The 24,710-nt window shown below is 48.4% G+C and carries 27 protein-coding genes; 4 read left to right on the forward strand and 23 right to left on the reverse strand.

Annotated elements, in window-relative coordinates:
* Positions 1 to 124: 124 nt before the first annotated feature.
* Positions 125 to 259 (forward strand): hypothetical protein, encoded by a 135-nt coding sequence (locus ACTHRE_RS03040; protein ID WP_440344850.1) that lies wholly within the window; start codon positions 125 to 127, stop codon positions 257 to 259.
* Positions 260 to 321: 62 nt separating this feature from the next.
* On the opposite strand, the gene ACTHRE_RS03045 is transcribed toward ACTHRE_RS03040, so the two are convergent.
* From ACTHRE_RS03045 to hisS, 20 genes are all read right to left on the reverse strand, one after another.
* Positions 322 to 1,956, reverse strand: coding sequence for a CTP synthase (locus tag ACTHRE_RS03045; RefSeq protein ID WP_004519451.1), 1,635 nt, complete (start codon positions 1,954 to 1,956; stop codon positions 322 to 324).
* Between the two features lie 125 nt (positions 1,957 to 2,081).
* Positions 2,082 to 3,737: an AMP-binding protein gene (locus tag ACTHRE_RS03050; protein WP_293203683.1), complete on the reverse strand. Its 1,656-nt coding sequence runs from the start codon at positions 3,735 to 3,737 to the stop codon at positions 2,082 to 2,084.
* A 93-nt stretch (positions 3,738 to 3,830) separates the two neighbouring features.
* Positions 3,831 to 4,934, reverse strand: coding sequence for a tRNA 2-thiouridine(34) synthase MnmA (gene mnmA / locus ACTHRE_RS03055; protein ID WP_107867707.1), 1,104 nt, complete (start codon positions 4,932 to 4,934; stop codon positions 3,831 to 3,833).
* A gap of 126 nt (positions 4,935 to 5,060) precedes the next feature.
* Positions 5,061 to 5,540: a copper chaperone PCu(A)C gene (locus ACTHRE_RS03060; RefSeq protein ID WP_070461423.1), complete on the reverse strand. Its 480-nt coding sequence runs from the start codon at positions 5,538 to 5,540 to the stop codon at positions 5,061 to 5,063.
* Positions 5,541 to 5,671: 131 nt separating this feature from the next.
* A complete protein-coding gene (locus ACTHRE_RS03065; protein ID WP_377072353.1) occupies positions 5,672 to 6,055 on the reverse strand; it encodes a diacylglycerol kinase in 384 nt (127 codons plus the stop codon).
* A gap of 68 nt (positions 6,056 to 6,123) precedes the next feature.
* A complete protein-coding gene (gshB, locus tag ACTHRE_RS03070) occupies positions 6,124 to 7,080 on the reverse strand; it encodes a glutathione synthase (RefSeq protein WP_070645063.1) in 957 nt (318 codons plus the stop codon).
* Between the two features lie 114 nt (positions 7,081 to 7,194).
* The gene (recN, locus tag ACTHRE_RS03075; protein WP_070645066.1) at positions 7,195 to 8,856 is read right to left on the reverse strand and encodes a DNA repair protein RecN; all 1,662 of its coding nucleotides are present in this window, start codon (positions 8,854 to 8,856) and stop codon (positions 7,195 to 7,197) included.
* Between the two features lie 288 nt (positions 8,857 to 9,144).
* Positions 9,145 to 9,753, reverse strand: coding sequence for an SMC-Scp complex subunit ScpB (scpB, locus tag ACTHRE_RS03080; RefSeq protein ID WP_070645069.1), 609 nt, complete (start codon positions 9,751 to 9,753; stop codon positions 9,145 to 9,147).
* Positions 9,754 to 9,822: 69 nt separating this feature from the next.
* Entirely contained in the window at positions 9,823 to 10,056 is a 234-nt protein-coding gene (locus ACTHRE_RS03085) for a glutaredoxin family protein (protein ID WP_070645072.1), read from the reverse strand.
* Positions 10,057 to 10,186: 130 nt separating this feature from the next.
* Positions 10,187 to 10,387 carry a (2Fe-2S)-binding protein gene (locus ACTHRE_RS03090; protein ID WP_003681978.1) on the reverse strand — a complete coding sequence of 67 codons (201 nt, stop codon included), beginning with the start codon at positions 10,385 to 10,387 and terminating at the stop codon, positions 10,187 to 10,189.
* A 227-nt stretch (positions 10,388 to 10,614) separates the two neighbouring features.
* Positions 10,615 to 11,493: a site-specific tyrosine recombinase XerD gene (xerD, locus tag ACTHRE_RS03095; RefSeq protein ID WP_053091030.1), complete on the reverse strand. Its 879-nt coding sequence runs from the start codon at positions 11,491 to 11,493 to the stop codon at positions 10,615 to 10,617.
* A 75-nt stretch (positions 11,494 to 11,568) separates the two neighbouring features.
* Complete coding sequence (locus tag ACTHRE_RS03100) at positions 11,569 to 12,012, reverse strand: peroxiredoxin (protein ID WP_003683206.1); 444 nt, start codon at positions 12,010 to 12,012, stop codon at positions 11,569 to 11,571.
* A 36-nt stretch (positions 12,013 to 12,048) separates the two neighbouring features.
* Positions 12,049 to 12,684 carry a deoxynucleoside kinase gene (locus ACTHRE_RS03105; protein ID WP_070823936.1) on the reverse strand — a complete coding sequence of 212 codons (636 nt, stop codon included), beginning with the start codon at positions 12,682 to 12,684 and terminating at the stop codon, positions 12,049 to 12,051.
* 97 nt (positions 12,685 to 12,781) lie between these two features.
* Positions 12,782 to 13,270 (reverse strand): 2-amino-4-hydroxy-6-hydroxymethyldihydropteridine diphosphokinase, encoded by a 489-nt coding sequence (gene folK / locus ACTHRE_RS03110; RefSeq protein ID WP_440344820.1) that lies wholly within the window; start codon positions 13,268 to 13,270, stop codon positions 12,782 to 12,784.
* Positions 13,271 to 13,285: 15 nt separating this feature from the next.
* Complete coding sequence (locus ACTHRE_RS03115) at positions 13,286 to 13,660, reverse strand: SirB2 family protein (RefSeq protein ID WP_049350659.1); 375 nt, start codon at positions 13,658 to 13,660, stop codon at positions 13,286 to 13,288.
* A gap of 55 nt (positions 13,661 to 13,715) precedes the next feature.
* A complete protein-coding gene (locus tag ACTHRE_RS03120; RefSeq protein ID WP_440344821.1) occupies positions 13,716 to 14,285 on the reverse strand; it encodes a class I SAM-dependent methyltransferase in 570 nt (189 codons plus the stop codon).
* A gap of 78 nt (positions 14,286 to 14,363) precedes the next feature.
* The gene (gene hfq, locus ACTHRE_RS03125; protein WP_036493792.1) at positions 14,364 to 14,660 is read right to left on the reverse strand and encodes an RNA chaperone Hfq; all 297 of its coding nucleotides are present in this window, start codon (positions 14,658 to 14,660) and stop codon (positions 14,364 to 14,366) included.
* Between the two features lie 297 nt (positions 14,661 to 14,957).
* Positions 14,958 to 16,415, reverse strand: a complete 1,458-nt coding sequence (der, locus tag ACTHRE_RS03130) for a ribosome biogenesis GTPase Der (RefSeq protein WP_440344822.1) — start codon at positions 16,413 to 16,415, stop codon at positions 14,958 to 14,960.
* A 141-nt stretch (positions 16,416 to 16,556) separates the two neighbouring features.
* Positions 16,557 to 17,186, reverse strand: a complete 630-nt coding sequence (locus tag ACTHRE_RS03135) for a YfgM family protein (protein WP_070461416.1) — start codon at positions 17,184 to 17,186, stop codon at positions 16,557 to 16,559.
* Entirely contained in the window at positions 17,187 to 18,482 is a 1,296-nt protein-coding gene (gene hisS, locus ACTHRE_RS03140; protein WP_440344823.1) for a histidine--tRNA ligase, read from the reverse strand.
* Between the two features lie 258 nt (positions 18,483 to 18,740).
* Between hisS and ACTHRE_RS03145 the strand changes: the two genes are divergently transcribed.
* Positions 18,741 to 19,139: a hypothetical protein gene (locus ACTHRE_RS03145; protein ID WP_440344824.1), complete on the forward strand. Its 399-nt coding sequence runs from the start codon at positions 18,741 to 18,743 to the stop codon at positions 19,137 to 19,139.
* A 162-nt stretch (positions 19,140 to 19,301) separates the two neighbouring features.
* On the opposite strand, the gene ACTHRE_RS03150 is transcribed toward ACTHRE_RS03145, so the two are convergent.
* On the reverse strand, positions 19,302 to 19,604 hold the full coding sequence (locus tag ACTHRE_RS03150) for a hypothetical protein (protein ID WP_440344825.1): 303 nt from the start codon (positions 19,602 to 19,604) through the stop codon (positions 19,302 to 19,304).
* 211 nt (positions 19,605 to 19,815) lie between these two features.
* On the opposite strand from ACTHRE_RS03150, the gene ACTHRE_RS03155 reads away from it, so the two are divergent.
* A complete protein-coding gene (locus ACTHRE_RS03155) occupies positions 19,816 to 20,739 on the forward strand; it encodes an RluA family pseudouridine synthase (RefSeq protein ID WP_440344826.1) in 924 nt (307 codons plus the stop codon).
* A 69-nt stretch (positions 20,740 to 20,808) separates the two neighbouring features.
* Here ACTHRE_RS03155 and adhP read toward each other — a convergent pair whose 3' ends face one another.
* On the reverse strand, positions 20,809 to 21,852 hold the full coding sequence (gene adhP, locus ACTHRE_RS03160) for an alcohol dehydrogenase AdhP (protein ID WP_263341176.1): 1,044 nt from the start codon (positions 21,850 to 21,852) through the stop codon (positions 20,809 to 20,811).
* A 340-nt stretch (positions 21,853 to 22,192) separates the two neighbouring features.
* Between adhP and ACTHRE_RS03165 the strand changes: the two genes are divergently transcribed.
* Positions 22,193 to 23,674, forward strand: a complete 1,482-nt coding sequence (locus ACTHRE_RS03165; RefSeq protein WP_049344070.1) for an aldehyde dehydrogenase family protein — start codon at positions 22,193 to 22,195, stop codon at positions 23,672 to 23,674.
* Between the two features lie 95 nt (positions 23,675 to 23,769).
* On the opposite strand, the gene ACTHRE_RS03170 is transcribed toward ACTHRE_RS03165, so the two are convergent.
* A complete protein-coding gene (locus ACTHRE_RS03170; RefSeq protein ID WP_377072206.1) occupies positions 23,770 to 24,705 on the reverse strand; it encodes a DMT family transporter in 936 nt (311 codons plus the stop codon).
* Positions 24,706 to 24,710 lie beyond the last annotated feature (5 nt).

Below are 24,710 nucleotides of genomic sequence, written 5' to 3' on the forward strand. Positions count from 1 at the left end.
AACAACTACTTTCATCTTGATAGACACTTTTATTCATTAGAGTTTAGACTTTTTACAACATTTTCAAATAAAACAGGCCGTCTGAAAGCAATTTCAGACGGCCTTTCCTATTTGCAGCGAAAACATTACTTGGGTTGTCTTAAAAACCCCGGTTCAGGCAGATGCGGCGCAGTTTAAAGCCATGCGCGACATTATCGGCGGCGAAAATAACCGTCTCGTACAACCTTTGAACGAGCGCGAAGTCAATGAAGACAAATAACTTCTAAGGCCGTCTGAAAACAAAAAAGCACCCGGAAACGGGTGCTTTTTCAATCACATCAATCAGGCTTTCTTATTACCCAAAGCGGCTTTTACAAATGCGCTGAACAAAGGATGGCCTTTGCGCGGATTGGAAGTAAATTCCGGATGGAACTGACACGCGAAGAACCAAGGATGATTTGGCAATTCGATGGTTTCAACCAAACGCTCGCGGCCTGCGGATACGCCGCCGATGACCAAACCGGCTTTTTCCAACTGAGGAACATAGTTATTATTGACCTCGTAGCGGTGGCGATGACGTTCGCGGATATGTTCGCTGCCGTAGATTTTGGCGGCGAGGCTGCCTGGTTTGAGGTCAACTTCTTGCGCACCCAAACGCATGGTGCCGCCCAAATCGGCAGATTCATCGCGGGTTTCTACGCTGCCGTCTGCAGTTTGCCATTCGTCAATCAGGGCTACGACAGGCGCGGCACATTTCAAGTCAAACTCGGTAGAGTTCGCACCCTTCAAGCCTGCAACATCGCGGGCGTATTCGATCAGGGCGATTTGCATGCCCAAGCAGATACCCAAGTATGGCACGTTGTTTTCACGCGCATAGCGTACGGCGGCAATTTTGCCTTCCACGCCGCGTGAACCGAAGCCGCCCGGCACCAAAATCGCGTCCATGTCTTTGAGCATGGAAACGTCGCCATTGCCCTTCTCGATGCTTTCGCTGTCGACGAAGGTAATTTGTACGTCGGTTTCAGTGTGAATACCCGCGTGTTTCAGGGCTTCGATCAATGATTTGTAGGACTCGGTCAAATCAACGTATTTGCCGACCATCGCGATTTTGACGGTATGTTTCGGATTTTGAATCGCGTGAACGATTTTCTTCCACTCAGTCAAATCGGCTTGTTTGACATTCAGCTGCAACTGCTCGGTAATAATGCTGTCGATGCCTTGGTTGTGCAGCATTTCAGGGCATTCGTAGATGCTGTCCACATCGTAGCTGCCCACGATGGCACGTTCTTCAACGTTACAGAACAAAGCAATCTTACGGCGCTCGTCCGCAGGCATTTCTCTGTCCATACGGCAGATCAGGATGTCAGGTTGCAAACCGATGCTCAACATTTCTTTAACGGTATGCTGGGTCGGTTTGGTTTTGATTTCGCCGGCGGCGGCAATGTAAGGAACATAGCTCAGGTGGGCAAACAATGTATTGTTGCGGCCGAGCTGGCTGCGCATTTGGCGGATGGCTTCCAAAAAAGGCAACGATTCGATATCGCCGACTGTACCACCGATTTCGACAATCGCCACATCATAACCGGCCGCGCCTTCATGGATACGGCGTTTAATTTCATCGGTAATGTGCGGAATCACTTGTACGGTACCGCCCAAATAGTCGCCGCGACGCTCTTTGGCAATCACGTTTTCATAGACTTGGCCGGTACTGAAGCTGTTGCGGCGGGTCATGGTGGCGTTGATGAAACGCTCATAGTGACCGAGGTCGAGGTCGGTTTCCGCGCCGTCATCGGTTACGAATACTTCGCCGTGTTGAAACGGGCTCATGGTACCCGGGTCAACGTTGATATACGGGTCGAGCTTAAGCATGGTCACGTTCAAGCCACGCGACTCGAGAATAGTAGCAATAGAAGCGGCGGCGATACCTTTACCCAAAGAAGATACAACGCCGCCAGTTACGAAAATAAATTTAGTCATGATGTGATACCCATGTTGGAATGTGTGATTTTAACTTGAAGCAGCATATTCTGGCAAACGGCAAAAGCTTCAGGCCGTCTGAAAACAGCGTTTTCAGACGGCCTTATCATACTGATTCTATATAATCAGCGCAGCTCGCGGCGCAGGATTTTGCCAACGTTGGATTTTGGCAACTCGTCGCGGAATTCGATGTCTTTCGGCACTTTATAAGCAGTCAGTTCTTTACGGCAGAAATCGATCAGCTCTTCCTTAGTCAAAGACGGATCTTTACGTACGACGAAAACCTTAATCGCTTCGCCGGTTTTCTCACTTTTCACGCCGATACAGGCGACTTCCAAGACTTTGTCGTTGCTGGCCACCACTTCTTCGATTTCGTTCGGATACACATTGAAACCGGATACCACAATCAAATCTTTTTTGCGGTCCACCAGCTTCAACCAGCCTTTTTCATCCATGACAGCAATGTCGCCGGTCTCCAAAAAGCCGCGCGCATCGATTGCTTTGGCGGTTTCTTCCGGACGGTTCCAATAGCCTTTCATCACTTGCGGGCCGCGCACCCACAATTCGCCCGGTTGTCCGATAGGCACTTCTTTGCCGTCTGCATCACGCAATTCGACCTCGGTTGAAGAAACAGGCAAGCCGATACCGCCGCTGTAAGCTTCGATATTCAAAGGATTACAACATACGCCCGGGCTGGCTTCGGTCAAGCCGTAAGCTTCCACAATCGGCGTACCAGTAATTTTTTTCCATTTATCCGCCACGGCTCTTTGCGTTGCCATACCGCCGCCAACCGTCAGTTTCAAAGAAGAAAAATCGATTTCGGCAAAATCAGGACGGTTGACCATCGCATTAAACAAAGTGTTGACGCCGACAAATACGCTGATGCGCTCTTTTTTCAATTCAGCAATAAAGCCTTTCATGTCGCGCGGGTTGGTAATCAGGATGATTTTTGAACCTGTATTCGCAAAAATCATCAGGTTTATCGTCAACGCAAAAATATGGTACAGCGGCAAAGCGGCGATCACATTTTCTTTGCCTTCGCTCAGGCTGTTTTTAATCCATTCTTTTGCCTGCAACATATTGGCGCAGATATTGCCGTGACTGAGGACGGCGCCTTTTGCCAAACCGGTCGTGCCGCCTGTATATTGCAGCAAGGCAGTATCGTCGCGTGTCAACTCGACTGGTTTGAACGTATTTGCCGCACCTTGCTTCAAGGCCGTCTGAAAAGTCACGGTATTGGGAATGCGGTATTCCGGCACCATTTTTTTCACTTTGCGGATGACGAAGTTCATCAACGCGCCTTTAATCATGCCGAACATCTCGCCGACCGACGCGACAATCACATGTTTGATTTGCGTACGCGGCAACACCAACTCCAACGTATTGGCAAAGTTCTCCAACACGACAATCGTTGTCGCGCCGCTGTCTTTCAACTGATGCTCCAACTCGCGCGGCGTATAAAGCGGATTCGTATTCACTGCCACCAAACCTGCCTGCAAAATACCGAAAAGCGCAATCGGATATTGCAAAACGTTCGGCATCATAATCGCCACACGCTCGCCGCGCGGCAGTTTCAATACGTTTTGCAGGTAAGACGCAAAATCGGTCGCCAACTTACCCACTTCGGCATAAGTCAGCGTTTTGCCCATGTTTTGAAAAGCAGGTTTATCCGAGAATTTCTCAACACTTTGACGGAATACGTCGCTGATGGAGCTGTATTGAGAAATATCGATTTCAGGGTTTACGCCTTGTTCGTAGCTTTTGAGCCAGAGTTTTTCCATATTGATCAGTCTTTTATTTAGTCGTTTTTTGAAATCGAGGCCGTCTGAACGGCTTTATTCAATCTGCCGCTTTGTTTTCAGACGGCCCTTTTATTAAGCAGTAATAATGACAGGCTTGTCGGTGGACATGATGATACCGCCGCCCAAGCACACATCGCCGTCGTACAGTACCGCAGATTGTCCGGGGGTTACTGCCCATTGCGGCTCGTCAAAGACAAGCTCGATGGTTTCATCATCCAAGTAACGCAACGTACAAGGCGCGTCAGCCATGCGGTAGCGCGTTTTGCAGGTATAGCGGCCTTCTTTCGGACGTTCCGGCAATGTGAAACTCAAATCGTTCATAATCAGGCTTTTCGTATAAAGCAAAGGATGGTCATGACCTTGGACGACAATCAGTTCGTTTTTGGTCAAATCCTTGGCCGCGACAAACCATGGTTCGCCTGCGCCGCCGATACCCAAGCCTTTGCGTTGGCCCAGCGTGTAAAACATCAAGCCGACGTGTTCGCCGACTACTTTGCCTTCAGGGGTCACCATTTTGCCATTATTGGTCGGCAGGTATTTTTGCAGAAATTCGCGAAACGGGCGTTCGCCGATGAAGCAAATACCGGTACTGTCTTTTTTGGTTGCAGTGGGTAATTTGAATTCTTCGGCAAGACGGCGGACTTCAGGTTTTTCCAACTCGCCCAATGGGAAAATCGCGCGCTCAAGTTGGAAAGGCTTGAGGCGGTACAGGAAATAACTTTGGTCTTTGTTTTGATCCAAGCCTTTGAGCAGGTAATGCACGCCGTTGCGAACTTCTTTGCGGGCATAGTGTCCGGTGGCAATGGTATCGGCGCCCTGCTCGATGGCGTAGTCTAAAAAGCATTTGAATTTGATTTCGGCATTGCACAAGACATCCGGATTCGGCGTGCGGCCCGCGCTGTATTCTTTGAGGAAATAGGCAAATACATTGTCTTTATATTGCGCGGCAAAATTGACGATGTCGATATCGATACCGATGATATCGGCAACGGCAATGGCATCAAAGGAGTCTTGTTTAATGCTGCAATATTCGTCGTTGTCGTCATCTTCCCAGTTCTGCATGAACACGCCGCTGATTTGATGGCCTTGCTGTTTGAGCAGGGCCGCGGTAACGGAGGAATCGACGCCGCCGGAGAGGCCGACGATGATGTTTGCTGGTGTGTTAGTAGTATTCATGGGGGGAATGTGGGTTTCAAATGCATTTTTTAAAGCATAATTTTAGCACATTTTGATTTAACGACAGAAAAGGCCGTCTGAAAGCCCAATGACTTTCAGACGGCCTTTATATTAAAATTCAATCAATTAGTGCTGATGCGCGCCACCATGACCATGGCCGTGACCGTGATCCATGCCTGATTGCGGTGCAGTTTTCACTTCCAGCTCAACAGTTTGAGATTTCGCGTTTTTGAATTTCAGGGTTACAGGTACTTTTTCGCCTTCTTTCAGCGGTTTTTTCAGACCCATGAACATCACGTGGTAGCTGCCCGGTTTCAGCTCAGTTACGCCTTTTGCCGCCAAAGGCACGCCGCCTTTAACTTCGCGCATACGCATAACGCCGTTGTCGTTAATATGGGTGTGTACTTCAACGCGTTCTGCAACAGGGCTGCTGCCGCCTACCAAGAAGTCTTGTTTGGCTTCATCGTTTTGGATTTTCATGAATGCGCCACCCATTTTCATACCTTCAACGGTAGCACGGGCCCAACCGTCTTCAATATGGATACCGGCTGCAGATACGGAAGTTGCCAAGCCTGCCAGAATCAGGGTTGCCATTAATTTTTTCATCTTTTGCTCCTTATGTTTACCAAATGGCTGGGATATACGGCCTTCATCTTACAACCGAAGGCCGTCTGAAAACTTTGATATAGATTAACTAATACTATCTAATCCTAATGAATTACCATATTACCACATTTCTAAGCAGTTAATGCAACAATCCAAACAATAAATAACATGAACAAAGCCATTAATTGCGCGGCTGAGCCGGCATCTTTGGCACGCTTGGCCAACTCGTGTTTTTCAGTAGAAGTATGGTCAACGGCTGCCTCGACAGCGGTATTAAACAATTCGGTAATCAGTGAAATAAACGATGCGACAATAAGCACCATTTTGGTGGCCGGGCCGAAATCAAGGAACAAAGCCAAAAAAATTAAAATCAGGTTCAACCAAAAAACTTGGCGAAATGCACTTTCATAACGATACGCGGCAGCCAGTCCGTCTTTAGAATAACCAAACGCATTGATAATGCGCTTGATGCCGTTTTTGCCTTTTTTCTCGGAAGCGTAGGAAGATGGTTTCATCATATACTCAACATTAGAATGCCGTCTGAAAAGAAACGGTCAGGTCAATTTTCAGACGGCCTTTGGGTTTATTGTTTCGCCCAAGATGCCACGGCATCTGCGAACATGGCGGCAACGTTGAAATCTTTTTGCTTCATAATTTCTTGGAAGCCGGTCGGGCTGGTTACGTTAACTTCGGTCAGATTGCTGCCGATGACATCCAAACCGGCAAGCAAAATACCGCGGCGCTTCAATTCCGGCGCAAGGGTTTCTGCAATCTCACGGTCGCGCTCGCTCAACTCCTGCGCCACGCCGCGGCCGCCGGCAGCCAAGTTGCCGCGCGTTTCGCCGTTTTGCGGAATACGCGCCAAAGCATACGGAACAACTTCCCCGCCGATAATCAGAATGCGCTTGTCGCCATGTACGATTTCAGGAATATAACGTTGCGCCATGATGGTGCGTGAATCAAGCTGCATCAGGGTTTCCAAAATACTGCCGATATTGGGGTCGGATTCGGTCAGGCGGAAAATGCCCATACCGCCCATGCCGTCCAAAGGTTTGATGATGATGTCGCCGTGTTCTTTCAAAAAGGCACGGACATCGGCGGAACGTGTTGTAACCAAAGTGGGCGCGGTAAACTGGCTGAAGTTCAAAATCGCCAATTTCTCATTGAAATCGCGCATTGCTTGTCCGCTGTTAAATACTTTTGCGCCCTGCTGCTGTGCCAACGTCAAAAACTGGGTCGCATACAGATATTGCATATCAAACGGCGGATCAGTGCGCATAATGACCGCATCAAAATCTTTTAAGGCCGTCTGAACTTTTGCCTCTGCTTTAAACCATTCGTGATCGTCATCGTTCTTCGCACCGACAAACTCAAATGCCGCTGCCTGAGCCACTACCCAGCCTTCACGGACGGATAATTCTCCGCTCAAGGTATGAAAAAGCTGCCAACCGCGTTTTGCCATTTCACGCATCATGGCGTAAGTAGTGTCTTTATAGGTTTTAAAACTTGCCATCGGATCGGCGATAAACAGGACTTTCATCAAAATTTCCTTGTAAACAGACGCTATAATCATACCTTGTATTCTGCTTGTCTGAAAGGGCGCAAAATACGGAAAAGGCCGTCTGAATTTCATTTTCAGACGGCCTTAAGGCTTTTAGGCGGCGGCCAGATGCAAGAGTTCGGCAGCATGGCTGCGTGTAGTGTCGGTAATGATTTCGCCGCCCAACATACGCGCGATTTCCTCAATGCGCTGATGATGATCCAATACGCTGATTTCGCTGACGGTTTGTTCGCCTTCGCTATGTTTGCGCACCTGCCAATGGTTTTCACCGCAAGAGGCGACTTGGGGAAGATGGGTTACCGCCAAAACTTGATGTTTTTTACCCAAGGCACGCAAAGCTTTACCGACCATTTCGGCGACGCCGCCACCGATACCGGTATCTACTTCATCAAAAATCAATGTCGGCACTTGCGTGTATTGGCTGGCAACCACTTGCAAAGCCAAGCTGATACGCGCCAATTCGCCGCCGGAAGCCACTTTGTTCAAAGGACGGGACGGATTGCCTTTATTTGCCGCCACTTGGAATTGCACCTGCTCCAGACCATGCGCGGTCGGCGAAGACGGCAACAAGACGATGTCAAAACGTGCGCCCTTCATGGCCAAATGTTGCATATGCTCGGTGGTCTCTTCGCCCAAACGGCCGGCCGCCTGATGGCGCATGGCGGAGAGAACGTGAGCGGCTTCGTGGTATTCGGCAAGATTGCGTGCGACTGTATTTTCCAAGGCTTCCAAATCGGCAGCCGCGTGCAGGTTTTGCAGTCGTTCGTCGATTTCTGCCAGCTTTTGCGGCAACTCTTCCGGCTCAATGCGGTATTTGCGCGCCATACTCATCAATTCGCCCATACGGCTTTCTTGTGCGGCCAATTCATTCGGATCGATATCGCTGCGACCGGCCACATCGCGCATATTGGCACTGATTTCCCCCAACTCGGCTTCAATACTTGCCAACATATTCAGGCTCTCGGCAAAGCGCGGCTCAATGTTTTGCAGATTGCCAAGCAGTTTTTGGCATTGGTAGATTTGACGTTGGATGCCGTTGTCTCCGTCTATGCTGCTGCCCACCTGCTCGGCGGTTTGCAGCAACTCGGCCGAATGCGCCAGGCTGTCGTGGCTTTGGCTTAAGGTTTCCCATTCGTTGGGTTTGAGCTCCAATTGGTTCAATTCATTAAACTGCCATTCCAAACGCTCGCGTTCGATGGCCATGGTTTCTGCCTGCTCTTGCGCTTCTTGCAGGGCTTTTTTCGCATTGACCCAATTTTGATAAAGCTGCTTGACTGTTTCTGCCTGCTCTTTGCTGCCGGCGAACGCATCCAACAACTCACGTTGCGCAGATTCTTGATTCAACGAATGATGGGCATTTTGGCCGTGAATATCGATTAACTGCTCGCCGATGGCTTTCAGTTGCGCCAGTGTTGCTGCCTGATTATTGATATAACTGCGGCTTTTACCCTTGGCATCGATAATACGGCGGATGCTGAGCTCTTCCGCATCCTCTTCCAAAAGGCCTTGCTCCTGCAGCTGTGCTTTCAGCTCAGGCAAACCGCTGATGTCGAACAAAGCCGACAACTGCGCTTCTTTAGCGCCGCTGCGCACTTGGCTGTAATCGGCTTTATCGCCTAACAACAGACCAATCGCATCCAGAGTAATCGATTTACCTGCGCCGGTCTCGCCCGTCAATACGGTAAAGCCGTTTTGAAAATCAAGATTCAGGTTTTCAACAATGACAAAATCACGCAAAGAAAGTGCCAACAGCATTGCAGTATTCCTTAGTAAATTACCCGCAACCATGCGGAATAGCTTTAGATAAGCTGATTATAACTAAGATTTTTTATAGTTTAAATCAGATTTTTCTTATGATTTATCTAAGATATTTATTTTAAACAAATTATTTTTTAAGAAACTGCTAAACGCACCACGCTATATTGTTACCCTGGCTGGCTTATTCAATGATATAAAGCGTTCATTTAATGCTATAAAACGCTAGAATAACTAACATAAAGGCCGTCTGAAACACGATTGTTTCAGATGGCCTTTACATTCAAATCAGTTAATCAGTCTGTTTCCTGATTCAACTGCTTCTTCAGCCTCCTCATCGCCTGTCGGCGGCGTTTCCATCAAATCAGGCAACACCAGCTCGCCCAATTCAGTCAGCGGTGGTAATTCTTCCAAACTTTCCAAACGCAAATCGCTTAAGAATGTTGCCGTTGTTGCCCACAAAGCCGGACGGCCGACAGAATCACGGTGACCGATGACTTCAATCCAGCCCCTATCCTGCAAGGTTTGCATCACATTTTGCGACACTGCCACGCCGCGTATGCCTTCGATATCGCCACGCGTTACCGGTTGCTGATAGGCAATAATCGCCAGCGTCTCCATCACGGCACGGGAATAACGCGGCGCGCGCTGCTCTTGCAGGCTGCCCAGCCGTTCAAATGCGGCTTGGGCAATTTGAAAACGCCAGCCCTCATGGGTATACACCAGTTGCAAAGCCCTGTCCTGCCAGCGGGCCTTCAGTTGCGCCAACACGTCAATCAGCTTGTCTTGAGACAACGGCGGCACGCACAATTCGCGCATGGCTTTTTCGTTTAAGGGTTCGACTTGCGTCAACAGCGCCGCTTCAATCAGCGCATCGGGAGAAAGTTTTTCAGTCATAATAAAATCAATGTTCAGACGGCATAAACAGCCAAAGGCCGTCTGAAAGATAATATGGTCAACGGTTTGTTACGCGCTCAAATGCGCTTTCAGTTTTTCTTCGTCCAAAAACCAATGGCAGATTTCGGTATCGCCATCCAGCAAAACAGGCACCAGCTCATTGTACTTTTCTTCTAAAACCGGATCAGCATCGACATCGACAATATCCAGCCCAAATCCAAACTGCTCCTGATAAGGCTTTAATTGTTCGCGCATTTTGTGGCACAGGCTGCAATATTCCCGAAACATCAAGGTCAGTTTCATGGCAGTTACTCTCGGAGGGACAAAAGCGGCCATTGTATAGCAAAATGCCGCCAAACCATACAGGCATGACAAAGGCCGTCTGAACAGGCGCGAGATAACGCCTTCAGACGGCCTTTATGTGTATTCTGAATTAAGACTGAACGTTAATACCGGCAGTCACGGTATTTTGGGCGCTGCTTGCAGTCAAAAACGATGCAGCTAATTCGCCGCAGCAACCGCAACAAGTCGCCACGCCCAATTGAGCCTGCAAATCGCTCATGGTGGTTGCACCGGCGGCGATGGTCTCTTTGATGTCGTGGTCAGTAATGGCGTTGCAGATGCAGACAAACATGATGTGCTCCAATAATTTTGTTACCCTCTGTAATTGAGAGTAGGATTTATTCTTGAACGTAAATATAAATAAAAACGGTTTGCATTGCAATATTGGCACCATCCTTTTGTTTTGAAATTTTTCTATGTAAATTTGTATTTTGATTGTTATTTTATAAATAGTAAACTTTATAACCGTTCAGACGGCCACGATAACAAAAGGCGGCATCTTCGAGATGCCGCCTTTATTTATGAACGGGAATGGTGTTCATCAACCATGTTTTTCAAACGGATATTGGCCACATGGGTATAAATCTGCGTGGTATTGATGTCAGAATGTCCCAACATCATCTGGACCGAGCGCAAATCAACGCCGTGATTGACCAAATGTGTGGCAAAAGCATGGCGCAAACCATGCGGACTGAGCGAAGCAATACCGGCCGCTTCGGCATATTCTTTGACTATCATCCATGCAAGCTGACGACTGATGCCGCTGCGTTTCTGGCTGACAAACACTTCGTCGCAAATTTTGTTTTTTAGCAACAACGGGCGCGATTCGTTGCAATAGCGTTCCACCCAATACGCCGCTTCCTGCCCCAGCGGAACCAAACGCAATTTATCGCCCTTGCCTATGGTGCGGATACTGCCGCGATGTAAATCGATATCGCTGAGCGTCAATTTGACGGCTTCGGTCACGCGCAAACCTGTGGCATACATGACTTCGAGCAAGGCTTTGTCGCGCAGTCCGTGCGGCGTTTCCACATCCGGCGCAGCCAGCAGCGCGTCGATTTGGGCTTCGGTAATCAGCGTGGGCAGTTTGCGTTCCGATTTCGGTGCTTTGAGAAAACGGGTGGGATTGTCTGCCCTTTGTCCCGTTTCTTCCAACCAGCCGTACATGCGCTTGCAAGCCGACAATGCCCGCGCTTGGGACGTGTTTTTTTCCCCCTCCGCATACACGGCATCAGACAGGGCAAACTCATCGGCACTCAACCAATCCTGCCCGCCCTCGGCCAAACGCGCCGCAACTTTGACCAAATCACGGCGGTAACTTTGCAGCGTATTGTGGCTGAGCCTGTCTTGCAGCCAAAGGGATTCAAGCAGCTTGTCTATTAAATCGTCCATATTCATCAAACTGTATTGAAAGGCCGTCTGAACGGCATGACTTTACATCCGTTCAGACGGCCTTAGGTTTTCAAGGTTCTATTAAGAAGCTTGAGAGATTGTATCCAGCACTTCCTGCGCGTGTCCGGCTACTTTGACTTTGCGCCATTCATGGGCAATTTCGCCGTTTTCGTCCAACACAAACGTGCTGCGCTCGATACCGAGGGATTCTTTGCCGTAAAGCTTTTTCAGCTTGATCACGTCAAACAGTTTGCAGACGGTTTCTTCTTTGTCGCTCAATAATTCAAACTGAAAGCCTTGTTTGGCGCAGAAATTCTGATGCGATTTGACACCGTCGCGCGAAATGCCGACAACGGTATAGCCCAATGCTTTGAATTGCTCCAATCGGGCATTGAAATCCAAGCCTTCGGTGGTACAGCCGGGCGTGCTGTCTTTAGGATAAAAATAGACAACCAACGGCAAATGTTCGGCGGAGTTAAAATCGCTGCCGGAAGAAGATGGGAGTGTGAATTGATATTTTGACATATTATTCCTTTCAGACGGCCTAAACCTAGCCTGCGTTTATTTTTCGCTTAAATTCAAATAACTGCGCGTACCTTGAAAATCTTCCAATGCACGCAACAAAAGCTGGAAGTGGTCGTCATTGCCGGCCAAATCCAACTCATCGGCATTGACGGTCAGTAAAGGCGCGCTTTGATACAAATGAAAAAAATGGCTGTATTCGTCATGCACCCGTCCCAAATAGCCTTCAGGAAACAAGCTGATGATGCCTTCGTGACGTTTTTGCAGGCGTTTACGGTTGTTTTCGACGGCGGTTTGCAGATAAATTACCACATCGGGCTCTGCGTATTGCGGCAGAATGCGTTGCTTTATATCGGCAAAAAGCTGCTGCTCGTCATCATTCAAAACGATAGGCGTAAAAATACGGTCTTTTTCCGGCAGAAAATCAGCCACAACCATTCCACCTTGCGCGCATTGGTCTTCAATAATATTCACGCTTTCAGCGCGGCGCGTCAGGAAGAAAAGTTCGGCGGCCAGGCCATTATTGGAAACATTGCTGTAAAACTTCATGAGAAACGGATTGTGATCCGGATTTTCCGACAACAGCAACGCACTGAAATGCTCTGCCAAGCGGCGGCTCAAAGCAGTCTTGCCGCTACCGATGGCGCCTTCGACAACAATATAACGAGGATTCATAGTAACTCTTTGTAATGTGTTTCCCAACAATATTTTATAGCAAAAAAGGCGTGTCCAACACGCCCTTTCTTGTTTCAGCCTGTTTTTCAGACGGCCTTTATTCTTTCAACAGGCGAATACCCTGCCCGCCCAAAGCCTGAGCCAAATCAGCCGCACGGCCATGCTCGCCCAACTCGAAATCCGGAAGGATTTCTGCCAGCGGCAACATCACAAAACTGCGCTCATGCGCGCGCGGATGCGGCAAGGTCAGATGCGGATCATCGCTGCGGATACCGTCAAAATCGATGATGTCCAAATCCAAGGTGCGCGGCGCATTACGGAAGCTACGCTCTCGCCCAAATTCCGCCTCGATGCGGTTTAACTCTGCCAACAGCGCCACGCCGTCCAATGAAGTTTTCACGGCACACACGGCGTTCACAAAATCGGGCTGATTGTCATAGCCGACCGGCGCAGTCAGATACAGGGAAGATGTTTTTTCGAGCCGGATATGCGGATGCGCGGCCAATTCAGCCAAAGCGGCGCGAACCTGTTCGGCAGGATTGGCAAGATTGCTGCCCAAAGCGACAACGGCAAAATGCGGATACATTTCAGACGGCCTCTTTTAAAACGGCAGCGTTTTGGTTTTGGCAAGGAAAACAATCGTGGCAACACACGACATGGACAAAACGTAGACGATATAGAATTTCGGCGAACGCGGACGCGAACGCATCATAATCATGCCCAACACAATATAAACCAGCAACAGCAGGATTTTCATGCCGAGCCACGGCGCATTGAACGGCGAAAAATGGGTAATCTTCATCAGCCACAAGCCGGTAAACAGCAACATAGTGTCGTTCAAATGCGGCATGGCCTTCCAAATGCCTGCCAACGGTTTCTCAGGATGACGCCAGAGCAGGAAAAAACGGATGTTGAACAACAGGATGGTAATGGCAACGAAAATCTGATGGCTGTATTTTACAAACAGATATTGCATGGCAGTTTCTTATATTAAGGGTTGAAAAACAAAGCAGCTATTTTACCGCAAACATCTATTTCTGACGCAACTTTTCAATCGCCAGCAGATAGGGAGGCGCATTGCGGCGGTTGACAAAGCCATAGCGTAACACGGCAAAGGCTTCCTGCGGCAAAGTTTCCGCCCATTGCACAATCGCTTCAGCCTCTATTCGGCCGGCTTCATGCCCCGGATACAATACCGCTACGGCCAACCCGCCCTCTTTCAGCAAACCCAAAGTATCCGTCAGCGCACGGATGCTGCTTGCCGCTTCAGTCGTACAGCTTTTATCGCCACCCGGCAGCCAACCGAAATTAAATACTGCGGCATCTAAAGACTCGTCGATATAAGATAAAACGTTTTCATGACCGTCATGTATCAGGGCTACCCAACCATCTACGCCATTTTCTTTCAGACGGCCTTGAGTCTGCTCCAGTGCTTTGGATTGCACATCAAACGCCCACACCCTACCCGTCTCTCCAACCGACTGCGCCAACAGCAAAGTATCATGCCCGTTTCCGGCCGTCGCATCCAAAGCGCGGCCGCCTGCTTTTAAGGCTTGTCGTAACAAGGAGTGGGCAAAGGGAAGAATGTTTTCAAGCAGCATGATAAAGGTCGTCTGAAAATAAAAATACCCTACCGCAAAAGCGGTAAGGTATTGAAAAACAGGAATGCGTTACATCATTTATTCGGCAGGTTGTTGCACAGTCTCAACTTGAACCGGAGCAGCTGCGGCAGCGGCTTGAGGTTGTTTGTTTTCGTGTTGCAAGCTGACTGCGCGTGCAGGAACGATTGTTGAGATAGCGTGTTTGTAAACCATTTGAGTGACGGAAGTATTACGCAGCAGAACAACGTACTGGTCGAATGATTCCACTTGGCCTTGCAGCTTGATGCCGTTTACCAAGTAGATCGAAACCGGAACGTGCTCTTTACGCAACGCATTCAAAAAAGGATCTTGTAACATTTGTCCTTTAGCTGTCATATTCTTGAGCTCCATTATTATGATTGTAAAGACGCCAAAATTGGCGTTTGATGGGATTGTAGCCCCGAATAGGATAAATTACCAACTATTTTTTTCTATCACACCGTTTAGAAATCCAGCAATAAGGGAACTTCCCGTCAAACCGACTGTTTCATTTCCATATTCACAACAATCCCAAATCCAAATTGGATGTTTTTTTAAATTCAGAAAATCCAATCAAAAATATGCCATGAAGCTCTAATGAGCTGTTTTTCATTATAAAAAGGCCGTCTAAAATTGTTCAGACGGCCTTTGTGCTTATTTGCTGAATTGTTTTTTCACGCTGACTTTGGTTTTCTTCTTGAAGCGGTTTTTCTCTTCCTTGCGGCCTTCGCGTTTCTCAATACGGTTGCTCAGGCTGACACGGCGCAGCGGTTTTTTCTTCGGTTTATCTTCCGCGTTTTCATACGGGTTTTCCGAAACATTGTATTGAATTCTGAGCGGCGTACCTTGCAGATTGAAGGCTTTGCGGAACGTTTGGGTCAAATAGCGCGTATAGCTATCAGAAATGGCGTGCAGCGAATTGCCGTGTACCACAATCACCGGCGGATTCATGCCGCCTTGGTGAGCATAACGCATTTTCGGACGCACCAAACCTGCGCGCGGCGGCTGTTGGCGCTCGATAGCGCTTTGCAATACGCGCGTGATTTTCGGCGTCGGCATCTTAATCATTGCCGCGTTGTAGGCAGCCTGAATGCTTTCAAACAAACCGTCTATACCGCGCTCTTTCAATGCAGAAATAAAGTGAAACTTAGCAAAATCAATGAAATACAGTTTGCGGTTGATATTGCGTTTCACTTGCTCGCGGCGCTCTTCACTGATGCCGTCCCATTTATTGACTGCCACCACCAAAGCACGGCCTGCTTCCAAAGCAAAACCTGCAATCGTCGCATCTTGGTCGGCGATATCTTGTTGCGCGTCCAATACCAAAACTGCAACGTTTGCCGCTTCAACCGCCTGCATGGCTTTGATAACAGAGAACTTTTCCACCGCTTCATCCACTTTGCCACGACGGCGCACACCTGCGGTATCGATGATGGTAAACGGCTTGCCTTCACGTTCAAAATCAATATGGATACTGTCGCGCGTCGTGCCCGCCATATCGAAAGCAATCACGCGTTCCTCGCCGAGAATAGCATTTACCAAGGTCGATTTACCGACATTTGGACGGCCGATTACAGCAAAAACAGGATGTTTCGCTTCTTCCTCTTCCTTTTCAGGCTCAGGGAAGGTTTCCAAAATATCTTCAATCAGATAATACACACCATCGCCATGCGCACCTGAAATAACATAAGGGTCGCCCAGGGCAAGTTCGTAGAACTCGGCAGCAAGTACGGCCCTATTGCCGCCTTCGCCTTTATTCACTGCCAAATAAACGGGACGCGGGCTTTGGCGCAAACGGTCGGCAATGATTTTGTCTTGCGGGGTCAAACCAGTGCGGCCGTCCACCAAAAATACAACCGCATCGGCTTCATCGACAGCCTGCAAGGTTTGTTTTGCCATTTCGTGCAAAATGCCGCTGTCCACAACTGGCTCAAAACCGCCGGTATCGATGACCAAATAAGGTTTGCTGCCAACTTTGCCATGACCGTAATGTCGGTCACGCGTCAGGCCGGGCAGGTCATGCACGAGCGCATCTTTGGTGCGCGTCAAACGGTTGAATAAAGTAGATTTGCCGACATTGGGGCGGCCGACAAGCGCGATGGTTGGTTTCATGATGGAGTCTTTCTGTGTCAAGTGCCGCCTAAAAACGGGAGCGGAACACAAGCAGGTGTTTTAAAAACACGGTTGATAAGGATAAGTGTAGGCCGTCTGAAAAGTCATTGCAACTTCAGACGGCCTTGATTTCAAACAAACTTATTTCAAGCTGTCGATTTTCATTTGCAGCAATTCGCGGCCTACTGCGGTTTGCGGCATTTTGCTCAAAGCAGCTTCGTAACTTTGTACGGCTTCTTTGGTTTTATTTTGGGCAACGTAAACATCGCCTTTGGTTTCCAGCATCAAAGGCTCGAAATCAGCCTCAACCTGAGTATTCAGGGCATTGATGGCGGCATCGTATTTTTTCTGCTGCAACAGGACAACGCCCAAACGCTGCGCCGCCAAAGCTTGAACCAGCGGTGCGTTTTGGTTTTTCAGTACCCAATTCAAATGACCTTCCGCCACATCATAACGGCCGGCATCAAACTCGGTTGCTGCTACCATCAACGTAGCTTGGGCTGTCGAAATAGAATCAGGATAGTTTTTTTGCAATTCGGCCAAATCGGCGTTGATGGCTTTTTGGTCGGTTTTTTGCTGCGCCTTTTCCACCATTTGCGCCAATACGGCGGCGGCTTCCTGATCTTTTGAAGCTTTTTGGCCTTGGTAAATGGTGTAACCCAAATACCCCAAAGCCGCCACGATCAGCAAGGCAAAGATCCAACGGCCGGTTTTTTTCCAAAAATATTTAAAGTTGTCTAACTCTTGTTGTTCTTCCAAATGGGCTGCCATTTATGCGTTCTTCCATTGTTGTAAAATGTCTGTCAAATCAGCGGCAGCAACGGTTTGTTGTTCGTGTTTGCCCTGCATATCTTTCAGGGTAACCGTACCGTTTACCAGCTCATCCTGAGCCACAATCAGGGCAAAGCGTGCGCCACTGTTGTCTGCTTTTTTCATTTGCGCCTTCAGGCTTTGGTAGCCGGAATGCTGCATCACATTGAAGCCTTGAGCGCGCAAGGCTTGCGCGTATTTCATTACCTGCAAGTCCGCACCTTCGCCTTGGTGCATTGCATAGACATCAGGCGCAGCGTTCACTTCCAACGAACCGTATTCGCTCACCAAAAGCAGCAGGCGCTCAATACCCATTGCAAAGCCGATAGACGGCGCAGGTTTGCCGCCAAGCTCTTCAATCAAACCATCGTAACGGCCGCCGCCGCACACAGTCGCCTGCGCACCGAGTTTGTCGGTCGTCCACTCAAAAACCGTCTGATTGTAATAATCCAAACCGCGGACCAAGCGCGGATTTTCAACATATTGAATACCCAAACCGTCCAACATCGCCTTGAAGCGTGCATAGTGGTTTTGCGAAGCCTCACCCAAGTAATCCACCAAACGCGGCGCCGCGTTGCAGATTTCCTGCAAATCAGGGTTTTTCGTATCCAAAACGCGCAAAGGATTGGTTTTCAGACGGCGTTTGCTGTCTTCGTCCAGTTGCGCCTCATAGCGGGTCAGATATTCAACCAATGCCGCACGGTGTGCCGCGCGTTCCTCACGGTTGCCCAAGCTGTTGATTTCCAAAGTCAGGTATTCGCGAATACCCAATTTTTCCCACAAGCCGGCAGACATCGCGATGATTTCCGCATCAATATCCGGACCTTCAAAACCCAAAGCCTCGATACCGACCTGATGGAACTGACGATAACGGCCTTTTTGCGGACGCTCACGGCGGAACATCGGCCCCATATACCACAGCTTTTGTGGGCTGTTGTAGAGAAGGTTGTGTTCGACCACCGCACGCAGACAAGAAGCCGTACCTTCAGGGCGCAGGCTCAAACTCAAAGAATCGTTTGAATCGGAGAAGGTGTACATTTCCTTGCCGACCACATCGGTTTCCTCGCCGATGGAGCGGACAAACAAACCGGTTTGCTCGACAATCGGCGTACGGATTTGCTGATAGCCGTAAGCGCGTGTCCAACGGCCGACCGTATCTTCAAACGCCTGCCAAAACGCAGCCGTCAGTTTGAAATCTTTTTGTTCGACAGGTAAAAGGTCGTTCATACCTTTTACAGATTGAATTTTTTGTGCCATTTCAATATGGGATAAGCGAAAATCAAATAGTTGGGCATTATAGCTGATTTTTAAGGGTTTGTGAGGTTGGGAACAAATCAAAAGGCCGTCTGAAAATCGGTTTTCGCATTCAGACGGCCTGTAAAGCAGATTGCAGAATCACATTCAATGACTCCAATTCCTCCCCCTGCTTTGCAACTTAAATTTCTTAGAGACATATTCAATATAGATTCAAGGCCGTTATACTTGGATTCTTTTCATCCCATCCCTATGCACATCATGAAAACACTGCACTCCCTTTTTGTTATCGGCTTGTTAACCGCCAGTTTCCCCTCCCAAGCGATGGCTGCAAATAGCGCCACAAATAATCAAGCCAAAATAGATTTAGTCAAAAAGGTTTATCTATCTAAAGTGGATTTAGGCTCTGAACATAATCGTGTTACTACGCTTGAATTGCAAAAAATCATCCGACAATTCAATAAATTCGACACAAATATCCGTAAGCAACCCGATATGGAGATGGGATGTGACATGCCGATACATTACTACTTGGGCTTTGGTCAGGATCATCCTGATAACTTCCATAAAACTTTGCAAGTCAAGGTCACTTCTCCCTATACCGTCCGGCAACATTTAAACAATTTGACGGCCATAGGGTCGGTGCAGATTTCACGTTGAAATGTACGAAAAACCGTTGTTTAATAGATGATTTTAAGATGATTGGCGATCAAACCAGCATCAAAACCGATTACAAACTTGTTTTGCGCAAACAAAAATGTGAGTGAGCCGACAAAACAAAAGGGCTGCCGAAACAAATGAAGCAACCCTTTGATTTTGAAATCAAGGTCGTGAAGGATGCGGATTTAAGCGGACAGGCGGCAAATTAGGTTTTCCGTATTGGGAAACAGCTTGTCTGCCTGAAGCCGCTTTTCCTGACTGCATGACGCCGCTATCGTTGCGTATTGGATGTGCGGCATACTCGTCTTGATTTAATTGTGAACCTTCTTCATTGACTTCATGCTCTGCCACAAGTTCATACTCATTATCGTATGCCTTACTCTTGCCAAGCTGAACTTCCCCTCCCGCCATAGCGGATACGGAAAATACGGATAACATGATGATTATGCCGATTTTTCTCTGCATAATATTCTCCTTTTCTCAAAAATTGCTTCTTTATCATTTCTTTAATTCATGCCATAAAAGCAAGCTCAAACAAAACCAGTTTATCTGGTTCCATTTATAGAGGCTATTTAAACACAAAACCTGCATCAATACATATCTATTATTAGAAGTTTATTTTCCATATAAACAAGGCCGTCTGAAAAAATCCTAAAAACCGAGTACAATCCGCCGCATGAAAAAACGTACCAATCCCCTCCCCCTTTTAGACGGTGTCAAACCCAGCTACTTGGTTTTACCGCATGAAAAGCAGTTTTACGGCTTGCCGCTGCTGCATTTTCTATGCGCTCATTTTCCCTTTGTCGGCGAAGAAAACTGGCGGCGGCGGCTGAACAGCGGTTTTGTGGTGGGCGCGGATGGCGTGCCGTTTGATGAGAATACCTTGTTCGAACCCGGCAAGACGATGTTTTATTACCGTGAAACCAGCCGTGAGAGCGAGCCGCGTATTCCGTTTGAAGAAAAGATTTTGCATATTGACGAGCATTTGATTGTAGTGGACAAACCGCATTTTCTGCCCGTCATCCCCAGCGGCAGGTTTTTGCGGGAAACCTTGCTCACGCGCCTGCGTCTGCGGCCGGAATTGCAGCATTTGAATGTTGAAGACATTACGCCGATTCATCGCTTGGACAAAGATACGGCAGGCGTTATGCTGCTTTCGCTCAACCCTGCCACGCGTCGTGGTTATCAGACCATGTTCCAAGAAAAAACCGTCCGAAAAACCTATGAAGCGGTGGCGCCGACGCGGACGGATTTGGACTATCCGCTGGATATTTCATCCCGAATGGAACGCGGCGAAAAATTCTTTCTCACGCGTGAAACGGAAGGCGAACCCAACGCCCACACAACCATCGAACTTATCGAAAACCGCGGCGCATTCAGCCTCTACCGCCTCACGCCGCATACCGGAAAGAAACACCAGCTCCGCGTGCATATGATGAGTTTGAACATGCCGCTGATGAATGATGCGCTTTACCCTACCCCATTGGCGGCCGGCGAGGAAGACTACGACAAACCTTTAAAACTTCTGGCCAAAAGAATAGAGTTCACCGATCCTGTCAGCGGAGAAATCCGCGTATTTGAAAGCGGCTTTACGCTTTAATTTATCCAGTCCAATAAAAAAGGCCGTCTGAAGTTTTTCAGACGGCCTTTTTGTCACTGAATCATTTGATTAGTGATGAATGCAGCTGCACTCTTTATTCATATCAATCACCATACGACCGGTAATTTTACCTTCGCGCATTTCTTGGAAGATGGCAGGCGCCTCATCCAAAGCACGCAACTCGACTTTAGGCACAACCAAGCCTTCTGCGCCGAATTGGAATGCTTCTTCCAAATCTTTGCGGGTACCTACCAAAGAGCCGACCACTTCGATGCCGTCCAATACCAAGCGTGGGATAGACAAGTCCATAGACTCAGGTGGCAAGCCAACTGCAACGACACGGCCGCCTGCGCGGACGCAGTTAACACCTGAGTTGAAGGCAGCAGCTGATACGGCTGTTACAACAGCTGCGTGTGCGCCACCGGTTTTCTCTTGGATAACTTGAGCCGCATCTTCTTTAGCAGCATTGATTACCAAATCTGCGCCGCTTTCTTTAGCGAATGCCAGTTTTTCATCGTTGATGTCGATGGCGACGACGTGTGCGCCAAATACTTTTTTCGCGTATTGAACCGCCAAGTTACCCAAACCGCCTGCACCGTAAATCGCAATCCATTGACCCGGACGAACACCGGAAACTTTAATCGCTTTATAAGTGGTCACACCGGCACAAGTAATGCTCGAAGCTTGCGCAGGATCCAAGCCATCAGGGACTTTGACCGCGTAATCGGCACTCACGATACAGTGGGTCGCCATGCCGCCGTCGGCAGTATAGCCTGCGTTCAATACAGAGCGGCACAAGGTTTCGCGGCCGGTATTACAGTATTCGCAAGAACCGCAGCTTTGGAACAGCCATGCGATGCTGACACGGTCGCCAACTTTCAGATTTTTCACACCGTCAGCAACTTCTTTAACCAAACCGATGCCTTCGTGTCCCAACACGCGACCCGGTTTGTCGCCGTAATCGCCTGCCGCAACGTGCAAGTCGGTGTGGCACACGCCGCAATACTCGACTTCCACCAACGCCTCGCCGTATTCCAGCGGACGCAGTTCGCGTTCAACAACTTCTACATCACCTGCTACATCTTTATTTACTACCACAGCATGCATTTTCATGAGAGAGTCTCCTAGAGTGTTGAAAAACTGTTTAGCTATGAATGAGAATACTCCCCATATCCGAAGCCGTCAACCCATAATCTTTTTTAAAACAATGAGTTATGATGTTATATCATAACAAAATCTATTTAAACCGTATAAATCTTTAAATATATTAACAAATACACTTTTATTTCAATTAAATCCTTTATTTTTCAGACGGCCTGCTACATGAAACAACATTGCAAATGTAAATTTTGAGAATATTCTCATTTTTAGTACTTGAACTTAAAAAGAAAAAAGCATAAGCTGTTTTCATGGTGTGAAAACACCTATTCCCATTCATTAAGGAGACAGCATTATGGCAAAAGATTTAAATGTGTTTGATAAAGAATATGGTCTTTTAATCAACGGCGAATGGACAAAAGGTAGCGAAGGCAAACTTTTATCCTCTTACAACCCTGCCAATGGCGATGAGTTGGCCAAGTTCACAGACGCAACCGATGCCGATGTCGATGCTGCCGTAGCCGCTGCGCAAGAAGCGTTCAAAACATGGCGCAAAACCACTACTGCCGAACGCGCGGCCATTTTGAACAAAATCGCCGATGTAATCGATGAAAACGCCGAATTGTTCGCCCTGCAAGAAACCTTGGACAACGGCAAACCGATCCGCGAAACCCGCGCCGCCGACGTGCCTTTGGCTTCCGACCATTTCCGCTATTTCGCCAGCGTGATCCGCGGTGAAGAAGGCACTGCGACCCAGCTTGACGCCGAAGACCTGTCCATCGTTCTGCGCGAACCGATCGGCGTTGTCGGCCAAATCATTCCTTGGAACTTTCCATTCTTGATGGCTGCATGGAAAATCGCTCCGGCATTGGCCGCAGGTTGTACCATCGTCATCCACCCTTCTTCCAGCACTTCATTGAGCCTGTTGTCCCTCGCTCAAAAAATCAACCACTTGCTGCCTAAAGGCGTGTTGAACGTGATTACCGGCCGCGGTTCTAAATCCGGCGAATACATGCTGCACCACAAAGGCTTCAACAAACTGGCCTTTACCGGCTCAACCGAAGTCGGCCGCCGCGTCGGCATCGCCGCCGCCGAATTGCTGATTCCGTCCACTTTGGAATTGGGCGGCAAATCTGCCAACATCTTCTTCGACGATATGCCTTTCGACAAAGCCCTCGAAGGCGCGCAAAAAGGTATTTTGTTCAACCAAGGCCAAGTGTGCTGCGCCGGTTCGCGCATTTTTGTACAAGAAGGCATTTACGACAAATTCGTCAATGCTTTGGCTGAAGAATTCAAAAAAATCAAAGTCGGCCTGCCTTGGGAAGATGACACTCAAATGGGTTCGCAAGTCAATGCCGGACAACTCGAGACCATTTTGAAATACGTCAAAATCGGCGAACAAGAAGGCTGCCGCATCATTACCGGCGGTAAAAAAATCGAAGGTGAATTGGGCAAAGGCGAATTTGTCGAACCGACTTTGATTGAAGCCAGCAGCAACGAAGCCCGTGTTGCCCAAGAAGAAATCTTCGGCCCTGTTGCCACCGTGATTAAATTTAAAACCGAAGAAGAAGTCATCAAAATGGCCAACGACAGCGAATACGGCTTAGGCGGCGCAGTGTGGAGTACCGACATCAACCGCTGCCTGCGCGTTTCCAACGCATTGGAAACCGGCCGCGTTTGGGTAAACTGCTACAACCGCCTGCCTGCCGGTGCGCCGTTTGGCGGCTACAAAACTTCAGGTATCGGGCGCGAAACCCACAAAATGATGCTCGCCGCCTACACCCAAGTGAAAAACATCTACATTAGTACCCGTGAAGAACGCGAAGGCTTTTATTGATTCGGCGATTCACATTAATCTGATTTAGAAAATATAAAGGCCGTCTGAAACCTGTTTCAGACGGCCTTGCTTTATTCTGTTTCGCAATAAATGCTTCATATCTTTCTCAAAAAAAGCCCCATCACTTTTTCTCCGGCCACAGCCAGCAACGCGCCGGCCACAACCACCATAGCACCCACATAGCTGACGATATTCATATCCGAAGCGGCAAAATAATCGGGGGCGAGATGATGGCCAATGGTGGAAAATATCATGGTAAATACAGGTATCAGCGTGGTGACAATGCTGACTTTGGAAGCGTCCCAATGGTTGAGCGCTTCGCCGAATGAACCGTAGCCGATCAGCGTGTTCAAACAGCAATAGATAAAGCAGCCCCATAAAAACGGATTGCCGATATGGACGATTTGCGACGGTTCGGCAAACGGCAGGAAAACAAAGCTACTGCAAAAATAAATCATGAGCAGGATTTGTTGCGAATTGAAATGTTTGGACAGAAGTTTTTGCGCCACACCGTAGCACACCCAAATCATGCTACCCGAAGCCGCCATTATCACGCCGACCGCGTAGCTGCCCAAGCTGAAAAGTTCGCCAAATTTGTCGTTGAAAAACATGACCAAACCCGTCAGCAAAAGCATCAAGCCGATTTTTTGCCAATGCGTAAAGGCTTCTTTAAACACGCCTACGCCGACCAAAATCATGGTAAAGGGCGAGAGCTGCCACAACACCTGCGTGGTTGTTGGCGAAATATAGTGCAAACCCATGGCAACAAGAACGAAGTTGGCGGAAATGCCGATAATGCCCAGCAACAATAGAAATAAGGTTTGCTTGGAAAATTCAGACGGCCTCGGCAGCTTGCCGGTCAGTCCCAACAGCACAAACAACACCAGCGAAGCCACTAAAAAGCGTATCCATACCAGCGTGGGCGCATCGACGGCTTTTAAGGCCTGTTGGGCAATGACCGGCAGCGAGCCCCAAGTCATGGTGGCAAGCAGCGCCAATGAAAAGCCGAGCCAAGGTTTTTGTTTCTTCATTTTTC

The organism is Neisseria sp. P0001.S007 (assembly GCF_051963655.1).
In the GTDB taxonomy this organism is placed as follows: Bacteria; Pseudomonadota; Gammaproteobacteria; order Burkholderiales; family Neisseriaceae; genus Neisseria; species Neisseria subflava_A.

Coding starts and splice junctions, on each gene's coding strand:
- folK (WP_440344820.1), bottom strand. CDS start 13,270: ATGTATCCGCATTTTGCCGTTGTCGCTTTGGGCAGCAATCTTGCCAAT.
- adhP (WP_263341176.1), bottom strand. CDS start 21,852: ATGAAAATGCATGCTGTGGTAGTAAATAAAGATGTAGCAGGTGATGTA.
- ACTHRE_RS03085 (WP_070645072.1), bottom strand. CDS start 10,056: ATGAAACTGACCTTGATGTTTCGGGAATATTGCAGCCTGTGCCACAAA.
- ACTHRE_RS03150 (WP_440344825.1), bottom strand. CDS start 19,604: ATGCAGAGAAAAATCGGCATAATCATCATGTTATCCGTATTTTCCGTA.
- ACTHRE_RS03060 (WP_070461423.1), bottom strand. CDS start 5,540: ATGAAAAAATTAATGGCAACCCTGATTCTGGCAGGCTTGGCAACTTCC.
- mnmA (WP_107867707.1), bottom strand. CDS start 4,934: ATGAATACTACTAACACACCAGCAAACATCATCGTCGGCCTCTCCGGC.
- ACTHRE_RS03155 (WP_440344826.1), top strand. CDS start 19,816: ATGAAAAAACGTACCAATCCCCTCCCCCTTTTAGACGGTGTCAAACCC.
- hisS (WP_440344823.1), bottom strand. CDS start 18,482: ATGGCACAAAAAATTCAATCTGTAAAAGGTATGAACGACCTTTTACCT.
- recN (WP_070645066.1), bottom strand. CDS start 8,856: ATGCTGTTGGCACTTTCTTTGCGTGATTTTGTCATTGTTGAAAACCTG.
- ACTHRE_RS03050 (WP_293203683.1), bottom strand. CDS start 3,737: ATGGAAAAACTCTGGCTCAAAAGCTACGAACAAGGCGTAAACCCTGAA.
- ACTHRE_RS03145 (WP_440344824.1), top strand. CDS start 18,741: ATGAAAACACTGCACTCCCTTTTTGTTATCGGCTTGTTAACCGCCAGT.
- gshB (WP_070645063.1), bottom strand. CDS start 7,080: ATGAAAGTCCTGTTTATCGCCGATCCGATGGCAAGTTTTAAAACCTAT.
- ACTHRE_RS03135 (WP_070461416.1), bottom strand. CDS start 17,186: ATGGCAGCCCATTTGGAAGAACAACAAGAGTTAGACAACTTTAAATAT.
- scpB (WP_070645069.1), bottom strand. CDS start 9,753: ATGACTGAAAAACTTTCTCCCGATGCGCTGATTGAAGCGGCGCTGTTG.
- ACTHRE_RS03100 (WP_003683206.1), bottom strand. CDS start 12,012: ATGTCAAAATATCAATTCACACTCCCATCTTCTTCCGGCAGCGATTTT.
- xerD (WP_053091030.1), bottom strand. CDS start 11,493: ATGAATATGGACGATTTAATAGACAAGCTGCTTGAATCCCTTTGGCTG.
- ACTHRE_RS03165 (WP_049344070.1), top strand. CDS start 22,193: ATGGCAAAAGATTTAAATGTGTTTGATAAAGAATATGGTCTTTTAATC.
- ACTHRE_RS03090 (WP_003681978.1), bottom strand. CDS start 10,387: ATGTTTGTCTGCATCTGCAACGCCATTACTGACCACGACATCAAAGAG.
- ACTHRE_RS03105 (WP_070823936.1), bottom strand. CDS start 12,684: ATGAATCCTCGTTATATTGTTGTCGAAGGCGCCATCGGTAGCGGCAAG.
- ACTHRE_RS03170 (WP_377072206.1), bottom strand. CDS start 24,705: ATGAAGAAACAAAAACCTTGGCTCGGCTTTTCATTGGCGCTGCTTGCC.
- ACTHRE_RS03120 (WP_440344821.1), bottom strand. CDS start 14,285: ATGCTGCTTGAAAACATTCTTCCCTTTGCCCACTCCTTGTTACGACAA.
- ACTHRE_RS03115 (WP_049350659.1), bottom strand. CDS start 13,660: ATGCAATATCTGTTTGTAAAATACAGCCATCAGATTTTCGTTGCCATT.
- ACTHRE_RS03045 (WP_004519451.1), bottom strand. CDS start 1,956: ATGACTAAATTTATTTTCGTAACTGGCGGCGTTGTATCTTCTTTGGGT.
- der (WP_440344822.1), bottom strand. CDS start 16,415: ATGAAACCAACCATCGCGCTTGTCGGCCGCCCCAATGTCGGCAAATCT.
- hfq (WP_036493792.1), bottom strand. CDS start 14,660: ATGACAGCTAAAGGACAAATGTTACAAGATCCTTTTTTGAATGCGTTG.
- ACTHRE_RS03065 (WP_377072353.1), bottom strand. CDS start 6,055: ATGAAACCATCTTCCTACGCTTCCGAGAAAAAAGGCAAAAACGGCATC.